General features: G+C 51.7%; 20 protein-coding genes. 14 read left to right on the forward strand and 6 right to left on the reverse strand.

From position 1 onward, the window contains the following. Nucleotides 1-3 precede the first annotated feature (3 nt). From QU597_RS11010 to QU597_RS11030, 5 genes are all read left to right on the forward strand, one after another. Complete coding sequence (locus tag QU597_RS11010; RefSeq protein WP_310832672.1) at nt 4-1,827, forward strand: sensor histidine kinase; 1,824 nt, start codon at nt 4-6, stop codon at nt 1,825-1,827. Nucleotides 1,828-1,939: 112 nt separating this feature from the next. Continuing rightward, complete coding sequence (locus QU597_RS11015; protein WP_370656241.1) at nt 1,940-2,905, forward strand: ABC transporter permease; 966 nt, start codon at nt 1,940-1,942, stop codon at nt 2,903-2,905. 12 nt (nt 2,906-2,917) lie between these two features. Further along, nucleotides 2,918-3,799, forward strand: a complete 882-nt coding sequence (locus tag QU597_RS11020) for a carbohydrate ABC transporter permease (RefSeq protein ID WP_236328444.1) — start codon at nt 2,918-2,920, stop codon at nt 3,797-3,799. 33 nt (nt 3,800-3,832) lie between these two features. Further along, nucleotides 3,833-5,392: an extracellular solute-binding protein gene (locus tag QU597_RS11025; RefSeq protein WP_310832673.1), complete on the forward strand. Its 1,560-nt coding sequence runs from the start codon at nt 3,833-3,835 to the stop codon at nt 5,390-5,392. Between the two features lie 273 nt (nt 5,393-5,665). Beyond that, nucleotides 5,666-7,066: an FAD-dependent oxidoreductase gene (locus tag QU597_RS11030; RefSeq protein ID WP_310832674.1), complete on the forward strand. Its 1,401-nt coding sequence runs from the start codon at nt 5,666-5,668 to the stop codon at nt 7,064-7,066. Here the strand turns inward: QU597_RS11030 and QU597_RS11035 are convergent. After that, nucleotides 7,060-7,914 (reverse strand): YihY/virulence factor BrkB family protein, encoded by an 855-nt coding sequence (locus tag QU597_RS11035; RefSeq protein WP_310832675.1) that lies wholly within the window; start codon nt 7,912-7,914, stop codon nt 7,060-7,062. The genes QU597_RS11030 and QU597_RS11035 overlap by 7 nt on opposite strands. Nucleotides 7,915-8,122: 208 nt before the next feature. On the opposite strand from QU597_RS11035, the gene QU597_RS11040 reads away from it, so the two are divergent. Further along, the gene (locus QU597_RS11040; RefSeq protein WP_310832676.1) at nt 8,123-9,052 is read left to right on the forward strand and encodes a hypothetical protein; all 930 of its coding nucleotides are present in this window, start codon (nt 8,123-8,125) and stop codon (nt 9,050-9,052) included. A 73-nt stretch (nt 9,053-9,125) separates the two neighbouring features. Here QU597_RS11040 and QU597_RS11045 read toward each other — a convergent pair whose 3' ends face one another. Then, nucleotides 9,126-9,980, reverse strand: a complete 855-nt coding sequence (locus QU597_RS11045) for an SDR family NAD(P)-dependent oxidoreductase (RefSeq protein ID WP_206104299.1) — start codon at nt 9,978-9,980, stop codon at nt 9,126-9,128. A 193-nt stretch (nt 9,981-10,173) separates the two neighbouring features. On the opposite strand from QU597_RS11045, the gene QU597_RS11050 reads away from it, so the two are divergent. From QU597_RS11050 to QU597_RS11060, 3 genes are all read left to right on the forward strand, one after another. After that, a complete protein-coding gene (locus tag QU597_RS11050) occupies nt 10,174-10,620 on the forward strand; it encodes a MerR family transcriptional regulator (protein ID WP_232381093.1) in 447 nt (148 codons plus the stop codon). Nucleotides 10,621-10,729: 109 nt separating this feature from the next. Next, entirely contained in the window at nt 10,730-11,824 is a 1,095-nt protein-coding gene (locus QU597_RS11055) for a glycerol dehydrogenase (protein ID WP_310832677.1), read from the forward strand. A 97-nt stretch (nt 11,825-11,921) separates the two neighbouring features. Continuing rightward, nucleotides 11,922-12,842, forward strand: coding sequence for a divergent polysaccharide deacetylase family protein (locus QU597_RS11060; RefSeq protein WP_310832678.1), 921 nt, complete (start codon nt 11,922-11,924; stop codon nt 12,840-12,842). Here QU597_RS11060 and QU597_RS11065 read toward each other — a convergent pair. After that, nucleotides 12,829-13,587: an N-acetylmuramoyl-L-alanine amidase gene (locus tag QU597_RS11065; RefSeq protein WP_232381095.1), complete on the reverse strand. Its 759-nt coding sequence runs from the start codon at nt 13,585-13,587 to the stop codon at nt 12,829-12,831. The two genes, QU597_RS11060 and QU597_RS11065, sit on opposite strands and share 14 nt — an antisense overlap. Before the next feature lie 161 nt (nt 13,588-13,748). Here QU597_RS11065 and QU597_RS11070 point away from each other — a divergent pair, with 161 nt between their 5' ends. Continuing rightward, nucleotides 13,749-13,937, forward strand: a complete 189-nt coding sequence (locus tag QU597_RS11070; RefSeq protein WP_206104301.1) for a YqzE family protein — start codon at nt 13,749-13,751, stop codon at nt 13,935-13,937. 119 nt (nt 13,938-14,056) lie between these two features. Here the strand turns inward: QU597_RS11070 and QU597_RS11075 are convergent, their stop codons facing one another. From QU597_RS11075 to QU597_RS11085, 3 genes are all read right to left on the reverse strand, one after another. Further along, nucleotides 14,057-15,127, reverse strand: a complete 1,071-nt coding sequence (locus QU597_RS11075; protein ID WP_310832680.1) for a hypothetical protein — start codon at nt 15,125-15,127, stop codon at nt 14,057-14,059. A 156-nt stretch (nt 15,128-15,283) separates the two neighbouring features. Further along, entirely contained in the window at nt 15,284-16,333 is a 1,050-nt protein-coding gene (locus QU597_RS11080) for a YqhG family protein (protein WP_310832681.1), read from the reverse strand. Then, nucleotides 16,330-18,069 carry a DEAD/DEAH box helicase gene (locus QU597_RS11085; protein WP_310832682.1) on the reverse strand — a complete coding sequence of 580 codons (1,740 nt, stop codon included), beginning with the start codon at nt 18,067-18,069 and terminating at the stop codon, nt 16,330-16,332. The genes QU597_RS11080 and QU597_RS11085 overlap by 4 nt, the downstream gene beginning before the upstream one ends. 393 nt (nt 18,070-18,462) lie before the next feature. On the opposite strand from QU597_RS11085, the gene QU597_RS11090 reads away from it, so the two are divergent. From QU597_RS11090 to QU597_RS11105, 4 genes are all read left to right on the forward strand, one after another. Continuing rightward, the gene (locus QU597_RS11090; RefSeq protein WP_310832683.1) at nt 18,463-21,099 is read left to right on the forward strand and encodes an adenosylcobalamin-dependent ribonucleoside-diphosphate reductase; all 2,637 of its coding nucleotides are present in this window, start codon (nt 18,463-18,465) and stop codon (nt 21,097-21,099) included. Between the two features lie 241 nt (nt 21,100-21,340). After that, nucleotides 21,341-22,309, forward strand: a complete 969-nt coding sequence (locus tag QU597_RS11095) for a LacI family DNA-binding transcriptional regulator (RefSeq protein ID WP_310832684.1) — start codon at nt 21,341-21,343, stop codon at nt 22,307-22,309. A 126-nt stretch (nt 22,310-22,435) separates the two neighbouring features. After that, nucleotides 22,436-23,404, forward strand: a complete 969-nt coding sequence (locus QU597_RS11100; RefSeq protein ID WP_310832685.1) for an ABC transporter permease — start codon at nt 22,436-22,438, stop codon at nt 23,402-23,404. A 13-nt stretch (nt 23,405-23,417) separates the two neighbouring features. Beyond that, on the forward strand, nt 23,418-24,314 hold the full coding sequence (locus tag QU597_RS11105) for a carbohydrate ABC transporter permease (RefSeq protein WP_310832686.1): 897 nt from the start codon (nt 23,418-23,420) through the stop codon (nt 24,312-24,314). The last annotated feature ends 65 nt before the right edge of the window (nt 24,315-24,379 follow it).

A 24,379-nucleotide genomic window follows, 5' to 3' on the forward strand; every position in this document is an offset into this window, starting at 1 on the left:
ATTATGCAGTTTGGCTGGAATTATCTGAAAGGCCTTCTCCAGGGGATACTGGCGGCACGAAAATGGCTGCTGGCATACATTCTGCTCATTCTGCTGCCTGTCTCTATCCTGCTGGCATCCTTTTATACGCGTTCCAACAGGATCCTGGAAGAGGAGGTCACCCGCACCATGCAGCTAACCTTGAAGCAGGCGGGGCTGAATTTAACCTATAAACTGGAACATATCCGTGACAGCAGCAACTCTGTTTTTATGAATCAGATCCTGTATGAGAATCTCCAGCGGAAAAGCAGCATCACTGACCAGCTCAAACAGATCAAGGAGCTGCGTAATCTGGCAGAGACCGCGAAGGAGAACGGGGATATTTTCCGGACGCGTTTTTTTGTAGACCCTTCCCGGCTATATGCAGGAGACAGAGTGAACTTATACCAGTTGAACGACATTAAACAATATCCATGGTACGCAGCTGTGATGGAAGCGGGCGGGGGGATGGTCTGGACCGGAGTATATCAGGAGAGCTATAGCGATATAGGGGTCAAAAAAATCTTTTCTGTAGCCCGAATGCTGCGCAATCCGCAGAATTATGAAGAGATCGTCGGCGTTCTGGTTATGGATGTTTCCGAAGAGCTGATCGGTGAGATTCTGTCGGAGCTGCATTTCTCGGATACCTATGCTCCTTATCTGCTGGACGGGGCCGGAAATGTTATCTATAGTTCCGTCGAAGCGGACGCTGGTCCGGCTTCGTCAGCCGCAATGCTGCCAGCGGAGCTGCTGGATACGATCCGGCACTCGGAGGAAGGCATTCAGCAGAGTAAGGACGGCCGCAAAGCTGTAAACGTAGTCTATACCACCATCGGTCCGTCCGGGTGGAAGCTGGTGGCCAGGGTAGCCCAGTCCGAAATTTCGCACCGGGCCACGGCGCTGAACCAGTTTACCAGTATAGCTACTCTCGCGGGGATCACCATTCTTTTTCTGGTCCTCTCTTTTGTCCTGCTGATGTTCATGACCCAAAGCATGCAGCACAGGGTGCAGATGATCCTGAAGATGATCCGCAAGGAAGGGATTGGATGGCTGGAAGAGCGCCGCTCGATGCCGGATGGCGATTTCCGGCTGCTGGAACGCAGCGTGGATCATCTGATTCATAAAGTCAACAATCTGATGGAGGAGTCGTATCAGGCCAAAATGCAGGAACGGGAGGCCCAGCTCCGGACGCTTCAGGCGCAGATAAATCCCCATTTTCTGTACAATGCCCTTGATATGATTAACTGGTCGGCCATCTCGCATGATGCGGAGGATACCAGCCAGATGATTGAAGCGCTGGCGCATTATTTCCGGCTCAGCCTCAATAAAGGGCGTGATAACGTCGGCATTAGCGATGAGCTGGAGCTCGCCAAAGTCTTTTTGGAGATTCAGCAGAACCGTTTTCCGTCTACCTTTACGTTCACCATTGAGGCCGGGCCGGGACTCGAGTCGTATATTATTCCCAAGCTTACCCTGCAGCCGCTGGTGGAGAATGCACTGCTTCACGGCATCCGCAAAACCAAAGATAAACAGGGGACGATCACCATTGCTGCCCGGCTGGATCAGGATACCGTTGTGCTCACCGTGTCTGATGACGGCATCGGTATGAGTCCTGAACAAGGGCAGCGTCTGCTGCGTGAGCCTTCCTCGGAGAAGCAAGACAACGGGTCGTCGGGCTCCTTCGGCCTCTACAATGTCAATGAGCGAATCCGTTATTTTGCCGGCAACCGCTACGGATTGTCCATCGATTCTGAACCCGGAAAAGGGACGGTCGTCACGGTAAGGATTAAAGCGGTTACATCAGAGTGAGACCACGCGGAATATACAGTCGCCAGAGACCAGAAATAATCGGATTACCACCTACAATACCACCTGGATGAACTCGTATAATCATCTCATAAACCAGGTGGAGGTGAGTAACTTGGGCACAGGTGTCACGGATTTGAAGCGGAAGAATAATGTCAAACGGGTCAGGACGAGTTCAGCAAGCAAGTGGAGGCTGGCCTGGAGAAACAGGGATTATTATGTGCTGCTCATTCCAGGACTCCTGTTTCTGCTGCTCTTCAAATATACACCGCTCTATGGTGTACTTATTGCGTTTCAGGATTTTAATATTTTTGAGGGTGTCAGAGGCAGTGAATGGGTCGGGCTTGAGCAATTTCATAAGCTGGTCCAATCGGAGGAATTTGGAAGGGTATTCATGAATACCCTGCTAATCAGTGTGTATAAAATTGTGCTGCTGTTTCCGTTCCCCATATTGATCGCACTGGTGCTGAACGAGGTCAGGCTGATGTTTTTTAAACGGACAATCCAAACGATCATTTATCTGCCGCATTTTCTTTCATGGGTGATCATCTCGGGGTTATTCGTGACCATTCTCTCGACCTCCGGGGGGCTGGTCAACAATATCATCCAGTCGCTGGGCGGTGAGCCCATCAGCTTTTTTGTCAGCAATGAGTACTTCCGCAGTCTGGTTGTGTTCACGGCGGGGTGGAAGGAAACGGGCTGGAATGCGATTGTGTTTATAGCCGCCATCGCCGGAATTGACCAGGAGCAATATGAAGCCGCTGCCATTGACGGGGCGGGCAGAATCCGCAGAATGCTGCATATTTCACTCCCGGGTATCCTCCCTACCGTTGTGCTGATGTTCATTCTCCGCCTCGGTTCGGTGCTGGATGCAGGGACAGAGCAGATTCTCACCATGTACAATCCGGTTGTCTATGAAACCGCCGATGTCATCGGAACCTTCGTGTATCGCATCGGCCTTGGCAAAATGGATTACAGTTTCAGTACCGCCGTGGGTCTGTTCAATTCGGTTGTCGGCTTTATCCTGATTATCTCAGGCAACTTTATCAGCCGGAAGCTGCTGAAGCGCGGTATCTGGTAGCGGGAAGGGAGAGTGGAAAGGTTGACGAAACGAACCAAGGGCGATTTGGTGCTGGACACGGCGGTTTATTTCTTCCTGATCCTCCTGGGTGTCATTATGCTACTGCCGCTGATCAACGTATTATCGAAGGCTGTCAGTGCAGAATGGGCAATCACCTCCGGTAAAGTTGGCATTCTGCCGGTAGGCTTCCAGCTGGATACGATGAAGGAGGTCATTTCCTCCTCAACGTTCATCAGGGCCTTCGGAGTTTCGGTAGGCGTTACTGTTGTCGGAACCATAATTTCCATCCTGATGACCGCACTTACCGCGTACCCGTTGTCCAAGCGCCTGCCGGGCATCCCCTTTATTATGGTGCTGTTCATTTTCACTATGCTTTTCAGCGGAGGGCTGATCCCCAACTATCTGCTGATGCGGCAGCTGCACCTGATCAACAATCTGTGGGTGCTGATTTTGCCGGGAATGATCAGTGTGTTCAATCTGCTGGTGATCAAGAGCTATTACGAAAGCCTGCCTGAAGCACTCGAAGAGTCGGCGCGGATCGACGGGGCCAAAACCTATACGATTCTGTTCCGCATTATCCTGCCGCTCAGCATGCCGGTCATCGCGACGATCGCCTTGTTCTATGCAGTTGGGTTCTGGAATGATTATTTTGGCCCGATGATCTATATCAATGATACGGCGCTTAAGACGCTGCAGCTCTACCTGCAGGACGTTGTGATGGATGCCAGCGCAGCGAATGCCGTGAACAAAAGTGTGGATGATCTCATGAACATGTCTCCCGAAGGAATCCGGGCAGCGACAGTTGTTGCTTCCACGGTGCCGATCCTGTTTGTGTATCCGTTCCTGCAGAAGTATTTCATTAAAGGTGTGCTGATCGGCTCCGTCAAAGGCTGAGCCTTGATCCATTATTTGAGGAGGGTTATACGTATGAAATATACAAAAGGCTGGTCTCTTCTGCTTTGCACCGGACTGCTGCTTACAGCCGTAGGCTGTGGCTCGTCAGGTAACAATGGGAACGGAAATAAGGAAGCTGCAGAGGCGACTAAGGCTCCGGCGAGTGCTGCCGCCACTACCGCACCAGCGGAAGACACAGCTAAACCTGAATTGAAATCGCTCAATTTGTGGTCGAAGGATGATTATAATACGTATCCGCTTGCCAAGGTCATCGAAGAGCAGACGGGGTACAAAGTGAAATATGAAATGCTGCCTGCCGACAAAGCGATGGATAAGCTGAACCTGCTGATTTCGTCCGGTGAACCCTATGATGTCATTACCATCTCCGGTGAAAAGGCCGTTTACACGGATTACGCCAAAATGGGGGCGCTGGTCGATTTGACCCCACTCATTGAAGAGTATGGCCCGAATATTAAGGCGTCCATCTCCGAAGCATCCTTCGATGCGGTGAAAGTGGACGGCAAAATCTTCGCCATCCCGAACAGCTCCTCGCAATTTGCAGGCGCCGACCTGATGATCCGCCAGGATTGGCTCGACAAGCTGGGCCTGAAAACACCTACCACCCTGGACGAATTCACAGAAGTATTGAAAGCGTTCAAGGAAAAGGATCCCGGCGGCAACGGCAGCAGCGGCGCTCCGATGTCGATTGACGGCGGCTTGGCTACGACAGCAAATATTACCGGCGCCTTCGGCATCGGCACCAGCTGGAATAAGCTTGACGGCAAGCTGGTACCGCCGCCGCTGCACCCGGGCTTCAAGGAATATCTTACGTATATGGCTGACCTGTATAAGCAGGGACTGCTCGATAAAGAGTTTGCCGTCAACAAGGATGCTACCCTGAAGGAGAAATTCACCAGCGGCAAAATCGGTGTCATTCAGCTGCCCTGGTATGATATTCCGAGTGTCGCCGATGCCTTGAACGCTAACTTCCCGGATGCCAAGTTTGTGTATCTTCCGGCCTTGAAGGGTAAAGACGGGCAAATGGGCCTGGGCATGAGCGGTGGCTTTGACCGCCTGACCTTTATACCGAAATCAGCCAAACATCCTGAGGATGCCATCAAATGGATTAATGCCAAGCTGGATAAAGACACCTTCAAACTGATCGCTATCGGGGAAGAAGGCAAACATCATACGTATAAAGACGGCATCTACAGCCCGATCCTGCCGCTGTTCACAGACGAACGGGGCAACGCCAGCAACTATCTTACCGGTATCGATGAGAAGCTCTATCCGATCTACTGGCAGGCCCGTGTCCAGAAGGATGCACGCTTGTTTGCAGGCTTCTCCTACCTGAACAATGAACTGCCTGCCGAAGCGCGGATTGCCGATCCGCTTGCACTAGCACCGTCTCTTCCTGAATATTCTAAGAACAACGCTTCACTGAATCAGATGATCAATGATTTTGCCGTAAAGGTGATTGTCGGTGAGGAATCTCCGGATGCCGTGGACGCTTTTGCCGATAAGTACAAAGCAGCCGGAGGGGAAGCCAGCTACAAAGAGGTTAACGACTGGTACGCGGCTAGCGGTAAATAAAAGAAAAAATATAAGATGAACTTGGGAACAAACATAAAGGTAACAGTAACGGAGGGGATTTTGGAACTGGAGGAGCGTTAGCGTCCGCCTGAAAGCTTTCCCCAGGAAAGCTCGCTTCGGAAGCATAGGCAGTCTACAGATTTCCACCACTAAGAGTGGTATTAATAAATGAAATCTGTAGACAACAGCGGCTGGAAGTCCAAATATCACCGCAGTTACGACTATACCAAATGTATAACGCCAAACTCGTCTTATATTGCAGGAGGAGATCAAATGAAAACCTACCGGATGCGGATCAGCGAGGTTCCGCTTCAGGATGATTGGGATGTCATTGTTGTCGGAGGCGGTCCGGCCGGTTGTACAGCAGCTGCCGCAGCCGCGCGGGAAGGTGCAAGAACGCTGCTGATTGAAGCGACGGGAAGTCTGGGCGGGATGGGTACCTCGGGGCTTGTGCCGGCCTGGTGTCCTTTCTCTGATATGGAGCAGATTATCTACAGAGGGCTGGCCATGAAAGTGTTCGAGGCGCTGAAGGCTCAGATGCCGCATGTGGCTAAGGACGCGATGGACTGGGTGCCGATTGAGCCCGAGAAGCTGAAGGTGATCTACGATGATCTGGTCCAGGAGGCAGGAGTGACCGTATTATTCAATACGCTGCTGGGCTCGGTGGAAACAGAGCCGGAGGGCAGAGTTACCACCCTGATTACGGCTAACAAAAGCGGACTCCAGGCACTCCAGGCCAAGGTTTACATTGATTGCACGGGCGATGCCGATGTGGCAGCATGGGCAGGGGCGGAATACCTCAAAGGTGATACGGCGACCGGTGACCTGATGCCGGCTACACACTGCTTCAATCTGGGCAATGTGGATGAATATGCTTATCTGAACGGTCCGCTGCTGCACAACAATAATAAGCAGAGTCCCATCTTCGATATCCTCCGGTCAGGCAAATATCCGCAGATTCCGGACTCGCATATCTGCAACAATATGATCGCGCCGCGCACGGTAGGTTTTAACGCCGGACATTTATGGGATGTGGATAATACGGATGCTTACTCGGTATCGGCTGCGCTGATGCAGGGCAGAAAGCTGGCGGCCGTCTACCGGGATGCGCTTGCGGAATTTATGCCGGCTTCCTTTGGCAGTGCTTTTGTCGCCAGTACAGGTTCACTTATGGGAGTACGGGAGACCCGGCGGATCACCGGTGACTATGTTCTTAGTGTCGATGATTATGTGAACCGCCGCAGCTTCGAGGATGAGATCTGCCGTAACAGTTACTTTATTGACATCCATGGAACGGAAAAAGAAGAGAAACAGGCCGGAGGCAAGCCAGAGGTGATTAAGCGGTATGGTCCAGGTGAATCCCATGGTATTCCCTACCGCTGTCTGACACCCCGCTCCCTGCAAAATGTACTGGTTGCCGGACGCTCCATCTCTTGTGTACGCGAGGTTCAGGGCAGTGTCCGGGTGATGCCGGTCTGCCTGGCTATGGGGGAAGCGGCGGGAATTGCAGCAGCGCTGGCAGCACAGCTTCCGGGTCATGATGTCCATACTGTCGATGTTAAGATCCTGCGAAGACGGCTGAAGGAAGAAGGAGCCTATCTGCCCGATCTGCCGGGAGTACAAGCCGGAGAGTCTGCAGATCAAACGAAAGATGGGGCAATCAAATATCATTGATGATTCGCGGTTGTATGAAGCTTGGTCCGGCGATTGCGCAGAATGGCATTGATCTCCCCGCCGGCCAGAATAATAATGGAGCTGATATACAGCCAGATCAGCAGGATCATCACCCCGCCGAGGCTTCCGTAGGTTTTGGTGAAATCGCTGAATTGGTTGACATACACAGAGAACAGCACGGAGGTGGCAATCCAGCCGATGGTGGAGAAGAATGCTCCCGGGATCACTTCCTTCAGCCGCAGTCTCCGGCTTGGAGCAATCCAGTACAGCAGGGTGAACACCACGAACATCACGAAGAGAGGAACGGCATATTGCAGCAGGTCCCAGAGCTTTTGCAGACCATAAGGCAGATCAGCCAGTAAAAATACCTGTGTCTTCAACCAGCTGCCGAGAACGAGCAGCAGAATGCTGAGCAGCACCACAAAGCCGATGAACAGGGTGGCGAGGAAGGCAATCCCCCTAACTTTCCAAAACACCCTGCTCTCATCAATATCATAGGCGCGGTTCAGCCCCTTGATGATCGCGTTGACACCTTTGGAAGCAGCCCACAGAGTAGCCAGCATCCCGAAGGACAGCAAGGCCTGGCTCCGCCCTTCGGAGACATCCTGCAGAATCTCTTCAATAATGGAGACGGCTTCCACCGGCATAATTTGCTCTAGCTGCTGGATTTTATCCTCCAGGGAAATATTGGCGTACCCGATGAGTGTCATAATAAAGATCAGAAACGGAAACAGGGAGAGAATAAGATAATAGGTTAATTGCGCACTAATCCCCTGTACATCATCATTTTTTATTTTTTGGAACAGTTCTTTTAGAAAAGAGTACACTCCGGCCGCCTTCTTCTTCATAATTCCCTCCTCAGCTTCCTCTATAATATGCACCAGCCTGTCTTTAATATTATCATTAACCTAAATTCAGCGGACTCTATAGTCTTCCAATATCCTGCAAATGTTTTTTCTGGGAAATGAAGGACCTCACAGCTTTTCTTCCCGCAATCCAGTTTAATACGGATATATGGAGATTTGTGAAGCCTATAACTGGAAAAGGGGAATGTTGATGAAGACGCTTGCACCCGCGGATTTAAAGGTTATCAAAAACTGGATGTACCGCAACGCCCGTCCGCTGGATCTGGCACGGTGGAAATTTCATTTCGAAGCCGGAGGTGTGGAGGCTGTGCTGGAAGCGCTGGCAGCTTACCAGAATGAGGACGGAGGCTTCGGACATGCGCTGGAGGCAGATGCCTGGAATCCGCATTCCTCGCCGATCCAGACAGCCACAGCCGTAGAGAGGCTGCTGGAGGTTCATTTTCAAGATAACAGCCACCCGGCCGTTCAAGGCATATTGAAGTATCTGGACAGTGGTGCCGAGATGGACGGGAACACGTGGATGAATGTAGTTGCCTCCTTTAACGATTATCCCCACGCGCCATGGTGGCATACAACCTCCAGCAGCACTGCCCGCAGCATCTTTAATCCGACGGCCATCCTGGCCGGCTTCATTCTGCGCTTTGCGGACAGGGACAGCAGGCTCTATGAACGAGGCTTGGGCATCGCCAAGGAACTGGAGGAGCTTTTTTTGCAGGATCCCCATATCGAAATGCATCCGCTGTTATGTGTAGTTAAACTGCTGGAGTGCATCGGCGAAGCCGGTGTGCGGGAACAGTTTGCTTACACTGAACTGAATGCTGCCGCCGGGAAGCGGATCACTGAGCTGCTGGAGCGGAATGCCTCGGATTGGAGCGGCTACAGCTGCAAGCCCTCGTTCTTCATCAAAACCCGGGAAAGCTTGGGCTTCACGGACAACGCAGTCTTGCTGAAGAAGGAACTGGATTATACGCTGGATATCAGAAATCAAGAGGGTGTATGGGATCTGACCTGGAGCTGGGATGGCTTTGAACAGGCGTTTGCTATCAGCGAGAACTGGTGGAAAGCAAGTATAGTGATTGAGAAACTGCTGTTTTTGCGCGCCTTCGGACGGCTAGGCTAAGGATTATCAGCAATAAATCAGCAAGCAGAGCAGTAGTCTCCCATTAATGGAGAATCGCTTCTCTGCTTTTTTGTTACCCTCGCACCGCTGCAAATTCACGCGCATAAATCTCCTGAATCTTATTCAGGACAGCCGGGCCCTGGTCGGCAAATTTAAGCTTGGATACCTCGTCCTTGATCAGGAAGACCCCGGGCTCATTCTTATGCTTGCCAAGCGCTGCATTGTACAGCAGTCCGGCACCGTAGCTCGGATGCGGGAAGAACATTTTAATAATCGGCCGCAGCCAGAAGGGAAGGCCGGATTTTTTGCCGCCGCGGATCGTATTGTTGCCTCCGGGGTCGGCGCTGCGGATCATGATTCCCTCATTCGCCAGCTGTGGAGCCATTTCTTTTGTCCATAGGGAAAGAGCCATTTTGGAAGTGGCATAGGGGCCAAAAAGCTTCTTGAACGCTGCCGGACGTTCCAGCTGGGCAGGGTCAAACTTCTTGAGGCTGAGCGTAGCATTGGAAGAGGTATTTATGACTGTTCTCAAAGAGCCCTTAAGCAGCAGCTCCTTCAGTTCCATGGTGATAATGTACGGGACAACGGCCTGCAGTTCGAAATGCATCTCACGCCCCTGTTTGGAATAGCTCAGCTCCGGGAAGCTGCCGCCGGCGTTGTTGAACAGCAGATCCAGACGCGGCTCGCCAAGCCTGATCTCATCTAAAGCAGTACGCAGACTGCCATAATCGGACAGGTCTGCTGTGTAAATCCGCAGCTGTCTGCTGCTTAGTGCAGCACGGATCTGATCATCATCAGCGGGAAAAGCGGAACGGATCAGAGCCGCGATCTGCCAGCCCTCGGCAAGCATCCGGCGGGTCAGCGCAAGGCCGATGCCGTTGTTAGCACCTGTGATCAGCGCGGTTTCAGGTTTAAGTTGTATAGTCATCTTAATCTCTCCTTATCTTTATTATCAAGACCAGATAGGCTGTGTGCTGTCGCTGCTTATCTGTGAATTGCGCTCATTGTATAACTTGGAGACGACTCCAAGTCAAGCGGTTGAAATGGCCGAAAAAGCAGCTTGACTTGGAGCTGACTCCAAGTTATACAATATAAATCATTAAGGAGCTGGAGGTGGCAAGATGAGTGAGGCAGGTGTGATGACTAGCGGGTACTCCATCAAAGCGGCATCAGAGCTTACAGGAATTAGCGAGGATACAATCCGGTATTATGAGAAGATTGGACTCCTGCCCCGGGCACAGCGGAAAGAAAACAGTCACCGGGTATACAGTGAGGGGGATGTTGAGCTGATGAAGCTGATATCTTGTCTGAAAAAGACGGGAATGCCGCTCGATGAGATGCGTCCGTATCTGAATCTGTCGCGTGAATCCAATCTGTCAGAATATCCTGAGCTGTATGACAAGATTCAGACCCACAAGCGGAATATCCTGGATCAGATTGCTTCTTTGCAGCAGATTGTGGATTTTATTGACACCAAGGTCAGCGAGGGCAGCTTTCGAGAGAAACAAAGGAATGAGGATTGTATTCTTACAGGGGATGTTAAACGCATGCCAGTCCGAAAAAAATAGAATTTGGTGAATCAAGCGCTCCAATCTGCCGGGATTGGGGCTTTTTTAATTGCCCGCTGCCGTTTTCTTGCTTACAATAAGTAGCGGTTGGAAAAAGGAGGAAATCAAGATGAGACAGATTACTTATTCCCCGTCCAAGTATATTCAGGGCGAAGGGGAGATTGCCAGGCTGGGCGTTTATTGCTCGCAGATGGGAGCCGGGGCGGCTTATGCCATTATAGACCCGTATATTCTCGGCGTATATGGTCAAGAGATCCGAAACAGCTTTGCAGAGGAGTTGCTGCCGCTGACAGAACGTGAATTCCAGGGTGAATGCAGTATGAACCAGGTGGAGCAAATTGTTGCCGGGCTCGAGCTTAACAGCGTAGGGGTCATACTGGGAATCGGCGGCGGCAAGACATTGGATACGGCCAAAGCCGTCAGCCATTATGCGAACCTGCCGTTGGTCCTCGTGCCAACGGTGGCTTCCACCGATGCCCCCTGTAGCGCCGTGTCGGTGTTGTACACCGAAGAGGGAGTCTTTGACCGTTACTTGTCTTTACGGCGGAGTCCGGATATCGTTATCGCAGATGTCGGGCTGATTGCAAAGGCACCGGCCAGATTGCTGGCGGCAGGCATGGGCGATGCCCTCTCCACCTTTTACGAAGCTAGAGCGTGCCGCAAGTCGGGGGCTATCACAGAGGCCGGGGGGACAAGCTCCATCGCTGCTTTCTCGCTTGCCCGGGCCTGCCTCGAGACGGTTCTATCGGAAGGGGCAGAGGCCCTGCGGGATGCCCGGCAAGGAATTGCTTCTGAGGCAGTTGCCCATATTGTCGAAGCGAATATTTACCTTAGCGGCATCGGGTTCGAAAGCGGCGGCCTTGCTGCAGCCCATGCTATCCACAACGGACTGACGCTGCTGGAAGAATGCCGTCATATCCTGCACGGGGAGAAGGTCGCCTTCGCGACCCTTGCACAGCTGATGCTGGAGCAGGCGCCGGAAGAGGAAATCTCTGCTGTGGTCAGCTTCTGCCGTGAGACAGGCCTTCCGGTGACCCTCGAACAAATGGGACTTTCCGGTATTGCACCTGAGAAGCTTATGGGTGCAGCGGCGGCCAGCTGTGCAGTGGACGGCCCAATGGGCAATATGCCGTTTACTGTTACCCCGCAGGATATATATGAAGCTATTGCTGCCGCTGACCGCCGGGGGCTGCAGGCTGTATAACGATTGTTAATTATTGCGTACCTTGCCGGTACATATTTACCCTTCGTGTTCCAAACAATGAGAACAATGGTTACAGAAGACGAGGGAGGCGTTTCTTTTGACAAAATATAAACCGGCATGGTTAGAATGCAGCAAGCGGCTATCCTTGACCGCGATTGTTATATTGATGACCGCACTGTTTCCGGGAGGTCAGTCAGTGATGGGTGCAGCTTCCGGGCAGCGTGAGGAAACTGCTCTGCACACTGCCGTGCTTACTGAGCCTGCCGGGGATAGCGAGGCAGCTGAAGTGAAGGAAAAGCCGGTGCACCCCGCCCGCAGCCGTGTAGCGATCATAGTCGATGACTTCGGCAATGGGATGCGGGGTACAGACGAGATGTTCACACTGCCGGTAAAGATTACAGCGGCCGTAATGCCGTTTCTGTCTACGACGGAGCAGGATGCACGGCGTGCTCATGAACGCGGCTACGATGTGCTGGTGCATCTGCCGATGGAACCGCGCCAAGGAAAGCCGGAGTGGCTCGGCCCTGGTGCCATTCTGACCCGCATGACAGATGCAGAGGTGCGTGAACGAGTAGAAGCCGCGCTGGATAATGTGCCTTATGCGGTTGGCATCAACAATCACATGGGCTCTAAAGTAACAGGTGATGAACGTGTGATGGGTATTGTACTGGCCGTATGCAAGGAGCGCGGACTGTTTTTTGTGGACAGCCACACGAATTACCGTTCAGTGGCGGGCAGAATGGCCCGGAAGCTCGGACTGCCGCCTGTAGAAAATCATATCTTCCTTGATGATGTTCACTCATCCGGCCATGTCATGAAGCAGATGCGTCTTGTAGAGCAGCGGGCAACAAACGAGAGATTTTGTGTGACTATCGGCCATGTCGGCATCCAGGGCAAAGAGACCGCAGCGGGTATCCGCAGCGGCATTGCCGCAATGAAGGCCAATGTGGATTTTGTCGGCATCTCAGAGCTGGTCAGAGAGGAATGGCAATGGAATAAGCAGCTTACACTTCCATAAGATAAGCGGCAATGCCGCCGGCAATTGCTTCGGCAATTTCCTCCTGGCCGTGTGGAGTGCAGAGCTTGCTGCGGTCCGCCGGACTGCTGATAAATCCCGCCTCAACGATAACCGTTGTGGCGGTTATTTTGTTGAGCAGATAGAAGGGCTTACCCGCTCTGGGGGCTGCATGAATATCATAAAGATGATTAAGCTGGTCCTGGATGGAGCGGGCAAGCAGAAAGCTTCTGCCTTCCTGGCGGTACAGCACCAGCGGCCCATGCTTAGACGGCGAAGGCGCCCAATTGATATGAATGCTGACGACGACATTCGCCGGAAGCATTTCAGCCAGCTCCTTGCGCTGGGCCAGATCCCGAAGATGACGGGAAGAGCTGCGCAGCCAGCGGTTCTCCTCGCTTGGCGCGTAATCTCCCGTCCGGTTCAGGATTGCATCAAACCCGTCGCTGCGGAGCAGGAGGAATAAACGCTTGGAGATAGCCAGCGTAATATCTTTTTCCAGGATGTCGCCATGGGATGTCCCGCCGTCAATTCCCCCGTGTCCGGCATCGATCAGAATGATCCGCTGATCATGGCCCAGCATTTGCTGCCTTTCCTCCTGCCGCCCGGATGGGGAAGCGGAGGGCTTCTGTACAAACTTTGCGGCATCGGCCTGTCCGGCCAGCAGAGCCAGTAGACCGGCAGAAGCCAGCAAAATGGACCATCTGCGCCATACAGGGCTTATTCTGAGGTAGCTCGTGTTTCTCAAGTTCATAACCTCCTTGCACAGTGTTGATCTTCGAATGGATACTTTGTTAGATTGTGCTGTTACAGGCAAGTCTATACGAATCACCGTTCTGCGGTTTAGACACAGCTAATCTGGAGCACACTATGGATATGAGATCCTTCGAAGAATAAGGAGGTGGCGATATGGCTTCGAGCGGCGATGATCTGGTAAAGTATATTACCGAGAAAGTAGTGGTCTATATGGAGGACCCGCGGGCCAGCCGGGCGCGCAGAAAAGCCGAGAAACAGCCATGGGCGGAAAAATGGTTCGGAATGCTGCCGCTGGGATTGTCGATCTGGCGGAGCAAGTGGAGTGATGGCAGCCGCAAGTAGCGGTGCAGTGGAATAAGATAATTCCACTTGTTTAGGTGAGTGTGCTGACATAACAAACAACCTTCCCGGCCGAATACACGGCCGGGAAGGTTGTTTGTTTTGATGGGGGTGCCTGGACATTACTTCAGCATGAAGTCAGCTGCCTGAACTATCGTGCCGGATGCAACATTCTGGGATTGCGGGAGCTTATGCAGCGTCCCGGTCTGCTGCAGCGCGGTAAGAGGAAGATAACGCCGTCCCTGCAAGCCGGAGGCGGCATATATAACTGCCTTCGTTTTGTTTGGACTCGCTTGAGCGGAGAGCTCCCAGCTCTGATAGCCAGTGATCATAAATGGCGCGCCTGTCGTATCATTTTTGCCGGCTGACTGAAAGGCCAGAGCTCCCCCGGTGCCAAGCAGGACCGCTACATTTTCCCCGTTCACCAGTTTGAGCTTGGGGCTGGCCAGCCACTGTAAATCAGCATACGGGTCATCCTGCCCGCCGCTCCGGAAAGCGCGCTTCGGAGTCCAGCTGTGCTCCACGCTGGTCACTGTACCCGCTGCAGGAAGAGTTCCATTCAGGACGGAATTGGCCTTGCTGAGACTCCAAGGCAGAATTTCCAGTGTTAAGGCGTTGATATAATAGGTTTGTTTATCGAGTGTTAATTTCCATACCGGCAGCATGGGAGCGTAGAACGCTGTTAACTCGGTTTTACCTGAATAGGTTGAAGGTATAAGTTCTTCCTGCACCAGAAACTGGCGCAGCTCTGTCATACTGTAAGGCAGTCCGGAAGTTCCGGCACCGTATTCACTGAGTAAATATCCGCCGTCTTGCGTAGCGGAGACGATTAAATAACCAATGCGCTGTTCCCCGTTCTTTACATTGACCAGCCAGCTGTGTGTGCCCGGGCCGAGCGGGTAAAATTCGGTTTTGGCATTTTTCCACTCTGTAAATGGAGCGGCTGCGGACAGCCTGCTGATGGTGAGTGCAGTGAAATCCTGAAGGGATTGTGGTGATGGAAGTGCCTTCAGAGTAAGTCCGGGCTGTAGCTCAAGAGAAACCGCCTGTGAAACGGTGATGCGGCTGCCCTGAGCCTCCGTAGCAGATGGAAAAGCGGAAGCGGTGGGGAGCAGGGTTAGCCCCAGACACAGAACGAGAAGAAGACGGCTGCGCCGTCTGGACACTGTCCTTGACCTTACGTTTGAGTTCATGAAAGTCAGTCACCTTTCTTTGTCCATATTCGTACGGGCTTGTCCTATATCCATTATTGTAGAGGACAAGCCCTGAAAAGGCTGTTGCTTGCTGTCGCGCTGCTGCTTTGGAGTTTCGCTGTTTTTTTGCCTGCTTTTAGCGGACCTAGTCGCATTCTATGTGCTGCGCAGGTGAAACAGACCATAGGTTACGGCAGAAACTGCAATTTTCGGCTCATATTGCCAGGCTGTCTCTTTGCGGCGGCGGTTGTACTGCTCCTCTATGGCTTGCTTTTTCTCTTCATCCGGCTCCTTCAGTAGCTCCTCGTAATAGATATCTACAATGCTCAGCTCCAGCCGCAGCCGTTCGCGGGCTTCCTCGGCCCAGGTATAGTCGAGCGCGGCCAGCTGTGAGGTCAGATAGCTCTCCAGTCTATCTGCTCCAGCGGCAACATTCATCTCATAGGGCTGGATATGAATGTTCTCCGGCAGACGCGGTGTCAGCTCCAGAGCGTTCAGTCTGGAACCGAAATCCTCAGCAATTTTCCCGGTAGCCAGCGATATGCCGATGAAATGCAGCTCTTCCCGCTTGAGATCACAGGTCATCTCCACCTTATAGCACACACCCAGCCAAGGCTCGTAAGCGGCCGAGAACAGAGTCGTCCGCTGTCTGCTGCCCGGGTCCTCGAACAACTGCAGACATTTGCCTTCTTCCTTGGCCGCAGCCCAAATTTGCCGCAGCCGCTTGCTTCCGTAGATAACATCCTCGCGGCGGATCATCCCCGGACCGATCCGCGGCAGCGCCGGGACAATGCCGAAGTACCGGGCAAGAATACTGTCCTGCGGATCGGTGGAAACACCGGGAGGTGCTCCGCTTGCTGCTGCTGCCGCGTTATCCGCTCCCGCTTCCATCTCTGTTCCGCCGGACGTCAGCGCTGCGCCAGCCGGGCGGTTCAAGCCTCCGGGCGGCCGTGAGGGAGGCGGCGTCTGTGCAGCGGCAGAGTCGTATTTCTCCGGATCGAACACGAAGGTAAACGACAAGGTCTCCGGGTCTACACCGGTGCGTTCAACAAACCCCCAATAGTAAGGCCGGTCGGTCAGCATCCGGTCAGCACGCGGCGAGAGCTTGACCGTTACATGCAGCGGCGATACTTCAATTAAGGAGCAATCAGTCGCTTCAAGATAATCCATTACCTGCTTGCGCACCTCTAGCGGACTAAGTGTCATGGCATGATTTCCTTCCGGGTTTCGTGGGACAGCTCGCTGAGCGATTCGCCGATATGGTCAAGACCGCTGCGCAGTTCTTCATCGCTTCTCGCTTCGAGCATGATTTTGTAGAGGCTTTTCTCCAGCGATTCCTTCTTTTCGAACCGCTCCAGAATCACATCGAGTCCGCCGATAACCATTTCGAACATGTTGATTTTTTCGTGGAGCAGGTGCAGGATATGCTCTTCAATCGTGCCTTCGGTGGACAGATTATAAATGACAACATCGTTTTGCTGGCCCAGCCGGTGAACCCGGCCGATCCGCTGCTCCACCCGCATCGGATTCCACGGCAGATCAAAGTTGATCATATGGTGGCAGAATTGCAGGTTAATTCCTTCGCCGCCGGCTTCCGTGGCAATCATGACCTGGGCCCGGCCGCGGAACAGATCCATCATCCAGTCTTTTTTGCCGCGGTTCATGCCGCCGGAATAGGACACGCACTGCAGGCCGTGCTCGCGGAAGTATTGCAGCAGATATTCCTGCGTGGCGCGGTATTCGGTGAAGACGATGACCTTTTCATTCATATCACGGATCAGCTCCATCGTTTTCTCCGCTTTCGTGTTCGTCTTGACAGTACGGATGCTCTGCAGGAGATCCATCATCCGTTCACGCTTCGGAGAATCGGCCGGAAGCTTCTTGATCAGATTGACCAGTGTTATGAAAACGGCATCTCGGCTGCTGCATACCTCACGCTGAAGTGTTACCAGGGAGAGCATGCTGCTGAGATTGCCGCCCGATTCCTGATATTGGTCTTTGACAAAAGCCGTTACTCCGTCATATAATGCCTTTTCCTCCGGTGAGAGCGTGAGCGGTATATTCCGGACTTTGCGCTTGGTGAAGGTCACCGGCCCCTCGCCCCGACGGTTGCGGATCATGACCTTGGAGAGCTCGCCGCGCAGCTGGACTTCATTCTTCGGCTGGCGTTTATCCACAACAAAGTTGGCGGCGAAATCGCCCTGGTTGCCGAGCTGTCCCGGCTTCAGCAGGGTGATCAGATTAAACAGCTCGCCGAGGTCATTTTGTACGGGAGTTGCGGTGAGCAGGAGACAGTATTTTTTACGGAGCTGCTGAACAAACTGATAGTTGGTCGATTTCTTGTTCTTCAGCTTGTGTGCTTCATCGATAATGAGCATGTCGAATTCAGAGCTGAGCAGCAGCTCCTTATGGGGATCGCGCTTGGCGGTGTCCATGGAGGCCACCACAATGTCATTGCCCCAGGAGTAAGATTTCTTCTGTGCGACTGCCGTGATGCCGAATTTCGTATTCAGCTCCCGGACCCATTGCAGCACGAGTGAGGCGGGTACCAGAATCAGCACCTTGCTTACAAGGCCCCGCACCAGATATTCCTTGAGGACGAGTCCTGCTTCAATGGTCTTACCCAAACCGACCTCATCCGCGAGAATCGCCCGGCCGGACATTTCAAACAGCACCTTATGGGCGGTATCGAGCTGATGAGGCAGCGGGGACAGTCCTGAAAGATGCTTCATACACTGCAGTTCGTCGAAGCTGGTGACAAGACCGGATTGTTCACCCTGTACGGCCAGGCGGGATAATCTCCAGTCCCCCCAGGGTCCGCCCTTGTCCAGTTTCGATTCCAGATCATGCAGCCAGTTTCGCTCAAAAGACAGAGGGACGGGCAGCAGCGGGGCGGGTGTGCTTCCCTCTTGCGGCAAGGAATTGCGGGATAATTGCGTCATGTTGCAGCCTCCTCCGGCGCGTTTTCATATAAGAAATGCGTAGAAGTAGTATGCGCGTAAAAGAGAGAATTCATAACTATATAAAGTATTCTTGTAGAGCAGACATGCTGATTTTAAGGTCTTTTTTTCGTGCCGAATCTGATAAAAAAGCGAGAAAAAGTGAGAAAAAGCGGCTCAATGCTGATTTTTCGCGATAAGGCTTCCTTTTTCGAAAAAGAACTTCGATACAATATGTGGTATAGTTGAAAAGCTGGTTCACACAATATATTGTTACAAAAGCTTGAAATTATTGTTTACGGAGGGCTTTTGGCGGTTATTTGATATTGACAAGAGGACTCCACCTTACTACTTGCAGCGGAAGATTTACATATTACACACCGGGAGGTTTTTCTATTGAGTACAGTGGAACGCAAGCAGCGCCTTGAAGGGCTAAGTGAGAAAATATTTTTGGACCGTTATGCCTGGAAGGATGCAGACAGCAACAATGCCAAGGTTGGCGATGTTGTGCTGGTTCTGACCAAAGATGATCCCAAATTTCCGACAAAGGAAGTCGGGGAGATTGTCGAGCGCAATGGCCGGATCGTTACCGTCAAGACGCGCAGCGGGGAACTGGTGAATTCGGATGTAGAAAAGCTGACGCTTAATATAGAGAAGACTCCGGAAGAAATGTGGGACCGTCTGGCCGCTGCCATGGCTTCTGTAGAGAAAACACCTGAACTGCAGGAAGAATGGACAGGCAGGTTCCGTTCGATTCTGGATGACTGGAAGCTTGTACCGGGCGGACGGATTGCTGCGGGTGCAGGGGCAAGTGAAGAACTGACCCTGTTCAACTGTTATGTTGTGCCTTCGCCAAAAGACAGCCGCGGCGGCATCATGCAGACCCTTTCGGAAATGACCGAAATTATGGCCCGCGGCGGCGGTGTGGGGATCAACCTGTCCTCGCTGCGTCCGCGCCGGGCAATTGTAAGAGGCGTCAACGGCTCGTCGAGCGGTTCTGTATCCTGGGGCGGATTGTTCAGCTATACCACCGGACTTATTGAGCAGGGCGGCAGCCGCCGCGGCGCATTGATGCTGATGATCAATGACTGGCATCCGGATGTTGTTGATTTCATCACCGTGAAGCAGACGATGGGCCAGGTGACCAATGCCAACCTGTCGGTATGCGTGAGCAATGCCTTCATGAAGGCAGTCAAAGAGGATCTGGACTGGGAGCTGGTCTTCCCGGATACAACGGACCCTGATTACGATACAATCTGGGACGGGGATCTGGATAAATGGAAAGCGGATGGCCGCGCGGTTATTCCTTACCGTACCGTCAGAGCGCGTGATGTCTGGCATACGATTATTGAATCAGCCTGGAAATCGGCTGAGCCGGGTGTAGTGTTCATGGAATACTACAATCAAATGTCCAACAGCTGGTATTTCAACCCGATTATCTGCACGAATCCGTGCGGTGAGCAGGGCCTTCCGGGCTGGGGCGTCTGCAATCTGTCTGCCGTCAACCTCTCCAAGTTCTACGATGCGGAGAATCATGATGTGGACTGGGCGGATCTGGCTACAACTACCCGCTATTCTGTACGTTTCCTGGATAATGTTATCGACAAGACGCCTTACCACTTCCCTGAGAATGAAGCGAACCAGAAGCTGGAACGCCGCGTAGGTCTGGGCACTATGGGTCTGGCCGAGCTGATGATCAAGCTGAACATCCGCTACGGCAGCCCGGAATCGCTGGAGTTCCTGGACAAGCTCTATGGCTTCATGGCGCGCGAAGCGTATCTGGCTTCGGCGGAAATCGCCGGCGAGAAGGGTTCCTTCCAGGCATTTGATGCTGAGAAATATCTGCAAAGCGGATTTATGCGTAATATTACCGAGGTCTATCCGGAAGTCGGTGAATCGATCCGCAAGCACGGCATGCGCAACGTTACCGTGATTACCCAGGCACCTACAGGCAGTACCGGTACAATGGTCGGCACTTCGACCGGTATCGAGCCGTACTTTGCCTTCAAATATTTCCGCCAGAGCCGTCTCGGCTATGACGAGCAGTTCGTGCCGATTGCCCAGGAGTGGCTGGAAGCCCATCCGGGTGAAGAGCTGCCTGAGTACTTCGTGACTTCCATGGATTTGTCGGCTAAAGACCATATCCGTGCACAGGCAGCCATTCAGCGCTGGGTGGACAGCTCCATCTCCAAAACAGCCAACTGCCCGTCCGACTTCACCGTCGAAGAGACAGCCGAGCTGTATGAAATGGCCTTCGATCTGGGCTGCAAAGGCGTAACGATCTACCGCGACGGCAGCCGAGATGTGCAGGTGCTGGAAACTGCGAAGAAGGAAGACAAGAAGGACACACCGGCGGCTGAACCGGCTGCCGAAGAAGCAGCTCCGGCCGCAGCAACAACCGCAGTAGCAGTAAGTCCTGCACCACAGGCTAATGTGGTGGATAAACAATACAAGAAACGCCCGCAGGTGCTGCGCGGCGCTACCTATAAGATCAATACGCCATTCGGCATGGCGTATATCACCATCAACGACCTGGACGGCATTCCGGCCGAAATCTTCCTGAATGTCGGCAAGGCCGGCTCCGACGTCTTCGCCATGGCGGAAGCCCTGGGCCGTGTCTGCTCGCTGTTCCTGCGTTACGGCGACCACGGCGAGAAGGTCGAGCTGCTGATTAAGCATCTCAAGGGCATCGGCGGCTCCGGCGCCATCGGCTTCGGCGCGAACCGCGTCGAGTCCATCGCCGATGCAGTAGCTAAGGCGCTGGAAACCCATGTGCAGAACAACGCACAGGATGACCATGTGGCCGCGCCAATCGCAGCCACGCTGGAGCTTGATTTCAATGAAGCGCTCAGCGCGGAGCTGAAATCAAGCAGCCCTGCTGCCGCTGTTACGAATGACGGTCATGGCGGCCATTCGGCGCATAGCCATTCGACCGCTTCCCGCGACCTCTGCCCATCCTGCGGCAGCGCCTCGCTGGTTAACATCGAAGGATGCAAGACCTGCAGTAATTGCGGGTATAGCCGGTGCGGTTGATAATAGGAACTTAGAATAAGTTCGTTCTCAAATATTCATAGTATGTAATACTGCGCAAACAGTCCCGGTGAGATTTATACATTCACCGGGATTGTTTGGCGTTTAATCCAACCAAGGAAGGTAATCGAAACCAACTGAATTAGCTATGAATTTAAAATATTGAAACGTTTCCAAATTAACTATTGAAACGTTTCCACTTTGGTGATATTATAATTTTCAGAAGAGAGTTCGGGGGTGTTAAATGACAAGCATTAAAGATGTAGCTAACTTAGCCGGCGTTGCAGTAGGAACCGTGTCCAGAGTCATTAACAACTCTGGCGCTGTAAAACCCAAGACACGCAGAAAAGTTGAAGAAGCCATACAAGAACTGAATTATTTTCCGAATGAAGTGGCCCGGAATTTCAAGATGCAGAAGTCCAAAATGGTAGCTCTGCTGCTTCCAAGCATCTGGAATCCATTCTTTTCTGAATTGGCTTATTATATCGAGGATGAATTGGATCTTGAAGGTTACAAGCTTATGCTTTGTAACAGCGGCGGTAAGCCTGAGAAGGAAATGTATTATTTGGATATGCTCCGGCAAAATAAAGTTGCTGGTATTGTCGGGATAACTTACAACGATATCGAGAATAATGTAAGTAATGATATTCCGATTGTAAGTATTGATAGACATTTCAACAAGAAGATCACCTGTGTAACCTCAGATAATTTTGAGGGAGGGCGGCTGGCTTTAAGGGAGCTTGTTAAGGCGGGAGCCCGGAAACCGGCTTTTATGGGAAGTGTCACTTCTGTATTTAGTGAAACCATGAACCGGAGAGAGGGTTTCATTCATGAGGCGGAAGCTTTGGGAGTCGATTATGTGGTCTATGAGAAACCCGACCCTATCGTGGATGATGAGGCCTATTTCAATGAGTTTCTTAATAAGTATGACGATGTGGATGGCATTTTTGCGATAACCGATATGTTAGCTGCCAATTATATTGAAAGAGCTAGGCGGCAGGGTATCCGTGTTCCCGAAGATGTAAAGGTCATCGGTTACGATGGCATTCAGGATAATCCATATTTTCATCCGATCTTATCAACGATCAGGCAGCCGGTGGAAGAGATGGCACGTATGACAATCAGACTGCTCTATAACAAGATCGAAGGCATACCCTTAGATAAGCAAGTGTATCGTATTCCTGTTCTTTTCAAGCAAGGTGAAACTACATGATCCCAATCTGGAACGGAAAACTTCAGCACATTGGATATTTGTAATATCAACTGAGGTTTTTCTTCACTAAATTGGAAACGTTTCAATCTAAATTGGAAACGTTTCAAAACGAATGATTACTTTTACATGAAAGGGAGAATAAACGTGAATTCAACAACTAGCGGGACGGATCATTCCATGATCCAACCAAAACGTAAAGCATGGAGCAGGTTCAAACGCGACTATGAGCTGTACCTTTTTTTACTGCCGATCATTATTCTTTACCTCGTATTCAAGTATTATCCGATGTACGGTGTACAAATTGCTTTCAAGGACTTTTCACCAAGTCAGGGGATCTGGGGAAGTGAATGGGTAGGCTTCCAGCACTTTATAGATTTTTTCAACACTTATAACTTCTGGACCATTATCACGAATACGCTCTCACTCAGTTTCCTTTCGTTGCTGTTTGGCTTCCCGGCCCCAATCATTATCGCCATTATGCTCAATCAGATGCTGGGTAAGTCCTACAAGAAATTTGTGCAGACAGTGATTTATGCACCGCATTTTATCTCTACGGTTGTACTCGTCGGCATGCTTAATGTTTTTTTGTCTCCAAACAGCGGTATCGTGAATCACGTCATCACCCTGTTCGGAGGAGATCCCATTCTGTTTCTGGCGGATGCTGGCTGGTTTCGTCCCCTGTATATACTGTCAGGCATCTGGCAGGAAACAGGCTTCGCCACCATTATCTACCTTGCTGCTCTTGCCGGGGTCAATCCCGAACTTCATGAAGCTGCAATTATGGATGGAGCGAGTAAGTGGAAGCGTGTGTGGTATGTGGATATTCCAAGCATTTTGCCGACGATCGTTATTCTGCTGATCCTCGCACTTGGTAACATTATGAGCATCGGCTTTGAGAAAGCGTTCCTGATGCAGAGCGATTTGAATTATGCCACCTCCAATATTATCCCGACCTATGTATATGAAATGGGGATTCAGAAGGCTCAATACAGCTTCTCTACGGCAGTTGGCCTATTCAATTCTTTCATCAATATTGTCCTGATTTTCACCGTTAACCGGATTGCCAAAAAAATGACAGAAACCAGTCTCTGGTAAGGAGGAGTACATTTTGAATTCATTATTGAAGCGTAAGAGTAGAGGAGACGCGTGGTTTGACATCATCAACTACACCATGTTGACCATCATTATGCTGCTCGTCTTATACCCGTTGTACTTTGTACTGGTTGCATCACTCAGTGATCCTAATTATATCTACTCAGGTGAAGTCTGGCTGTTTCCTAAAGGCTTTACGCTGGATGGTTATGAACGGATTTTTAGTGACTCATCCATCTGGATCGGTTATGGAAATTCAATTCTATACGCGACTCTGGGCACATTAATTGGAGTTGCCGTAACTGTATTTGCGGCCTATCCGTTAGCCCGTAAAGATCTGGCAGGGAAATCTGTGATTATGTGGTTTTTGCTGGTCACTATGTTCTTTAGCGGCGGGCTGATTCCGACCTATTTATTAATTAAGGATCTTCACATGCTGAATACGATCTGGGCCCTTGTCATTCCCGGAGCAGGCGGTGTATTCAATGTGATTATCGTGAGGACATTTTTCCAGTCATCCATACCGGATGAAATGTGGGAAGCGGCGTCCATAGACGGATGTTCCAATACCAGATTCTTTTGGAGTATCGTCCTGCCTTTATCCAAGTCCATTCTGGCGGTTATGGTGCTGTATCATGTTGTCGGCTTCTGGAATGGGTTCTTCGACGCTTTAATTTATCTGAACGACGAGAGCAAATATCCGCTGCAGCTGGTGCTTCGCAACATCCTTGTCCAGAATCAGGTCAACTCCGGCATGATGATCGATGTGGAATCTTATGCAGCCAAGATGCGGGTTACAGAACTGATCAAATACGGTGTCATCATGGTATCCAGTCTGCCGCTGCTTATCTTGTATCCTTTCCTGCAGAAGTATTTTGTTAAAGGCGTGATGATCGGCTCCATTAAGGGATGATACGGGCAGGGTCTTGAAAGGGGGTGATGTACAGGATCTGAGGAATAGTGAGGAAAAGCAATATA

The sequence above is a fragment of the Paenibacillus pedocola genome, assembly GCF_031599675.1.
Lineage (GTDB): Bacteria > Bacillota > Bacilli > Paenibacillales > Paenibacillaceae > Paenibacillus_AQ > Paenibacillus_AQ pedocola.

Excerpts from the sequence above, each read along its gene's own strand:
- QU597_RS11010 (WP_310832672.1), top strand. The coding sequence starts at position 4 with ATGCAGTTTGGCTGGAATTATCTGAAAGGCCTTCTCCAGGGGATACTG.
- QU597_RS11025 (WP_310832673.1), top strand. The coding sequence starts at position 3,833 with ATGAAATATACAAAAGGCTGGTCTCTTCTGCTTTGCACCGGACTGCTG.
- QU597_RS11030 (WP_310832674.1), top strand. The coding sequence starts at position 5,666 with ATGAAAACCTACCGGATGCGGATCAGCGAGGTTCCGCTTCAGGATGAT.
- QU597_RS11035 (WP_310832675.1), bottom strand. The coding sequence starts at position 7,914 with ATGAAGAAGAAGGCGGCCGGAGTGTACTCTTTTCTAAAAGAACTGTTC.
- QU597_RS11040 (WP_310832676.1), top strand. The coding sequence starts at position 8,123 with ATGAAGACGCTTGCACCCGCGGATTTAAAGGTTATCAAAAACTGGATG.
- QU597_RS11045 (WP_206104299.1), bottom strand. The coding sequence starts at position 9,980 with ATGACTATACAACTTAAACCTGAAACCGCGCTGATCACAGGTGCTAAC.
- QU597_RS11050 (WP_232381093.1), top strand. The coding sequence starts at position 10,174 with ATGAGTGAGGCAGGTGTGATGACTAGCGGGTACTCCATCAAAGCGGCA.
- QU597_RS11055 (WP_310832677.1), top strand. The coding sequence starts at position 10,730 with ATGAGACAGATTACTTATTCCCCGTCCAAGTATATTCAGGGCGAAGGG.
- QU597_RS11070 (WP_206104301.1), top strand. The coding sequence starts at position 13,749 with ATGGCTTCGAGCGGCGATGATCTGGTAAAGTATATTACCGAGAAAGTA.
- QU597_RS11075 (WP_310832680.1), bottom strand. The coding sequence starts at position 15,127 with ATGAACTCAAACGTAAGGTCAAGGACAGTGTCCAGACGGCGCAGCCGT.
- QU597_RS11080 (WP_310832681.1), bottom strand. The coding sequence starts at position 16,333 with ATGACACTTAGTCCGCTAGAGGTGCGCAAGCAGGTAATGGATTATCTT.
- QU597_RS11085 (WP_310832682.1), bottom strand. The coding sequence starts at position 18,069 with ATGACGCAATTATCCCGCAATTCCTTGCCGCAAGAGGGAAGCACACCC.
- QU597_RS11095 (WP_310832684.1), top strand. The coding sequence starts at position 21,341 with ATGACAAGCATTAAAGATGTAGCTAACTTAGCCGGCGTTGCAGTAGGA.
- QU597_RS11100 (WP_310832685.1), top strand. The coding sequence starts at position 22,436 with ATGAAAGGGAGAATAAACGTGAATTCAACAACTAGCGGGACGGATCAT.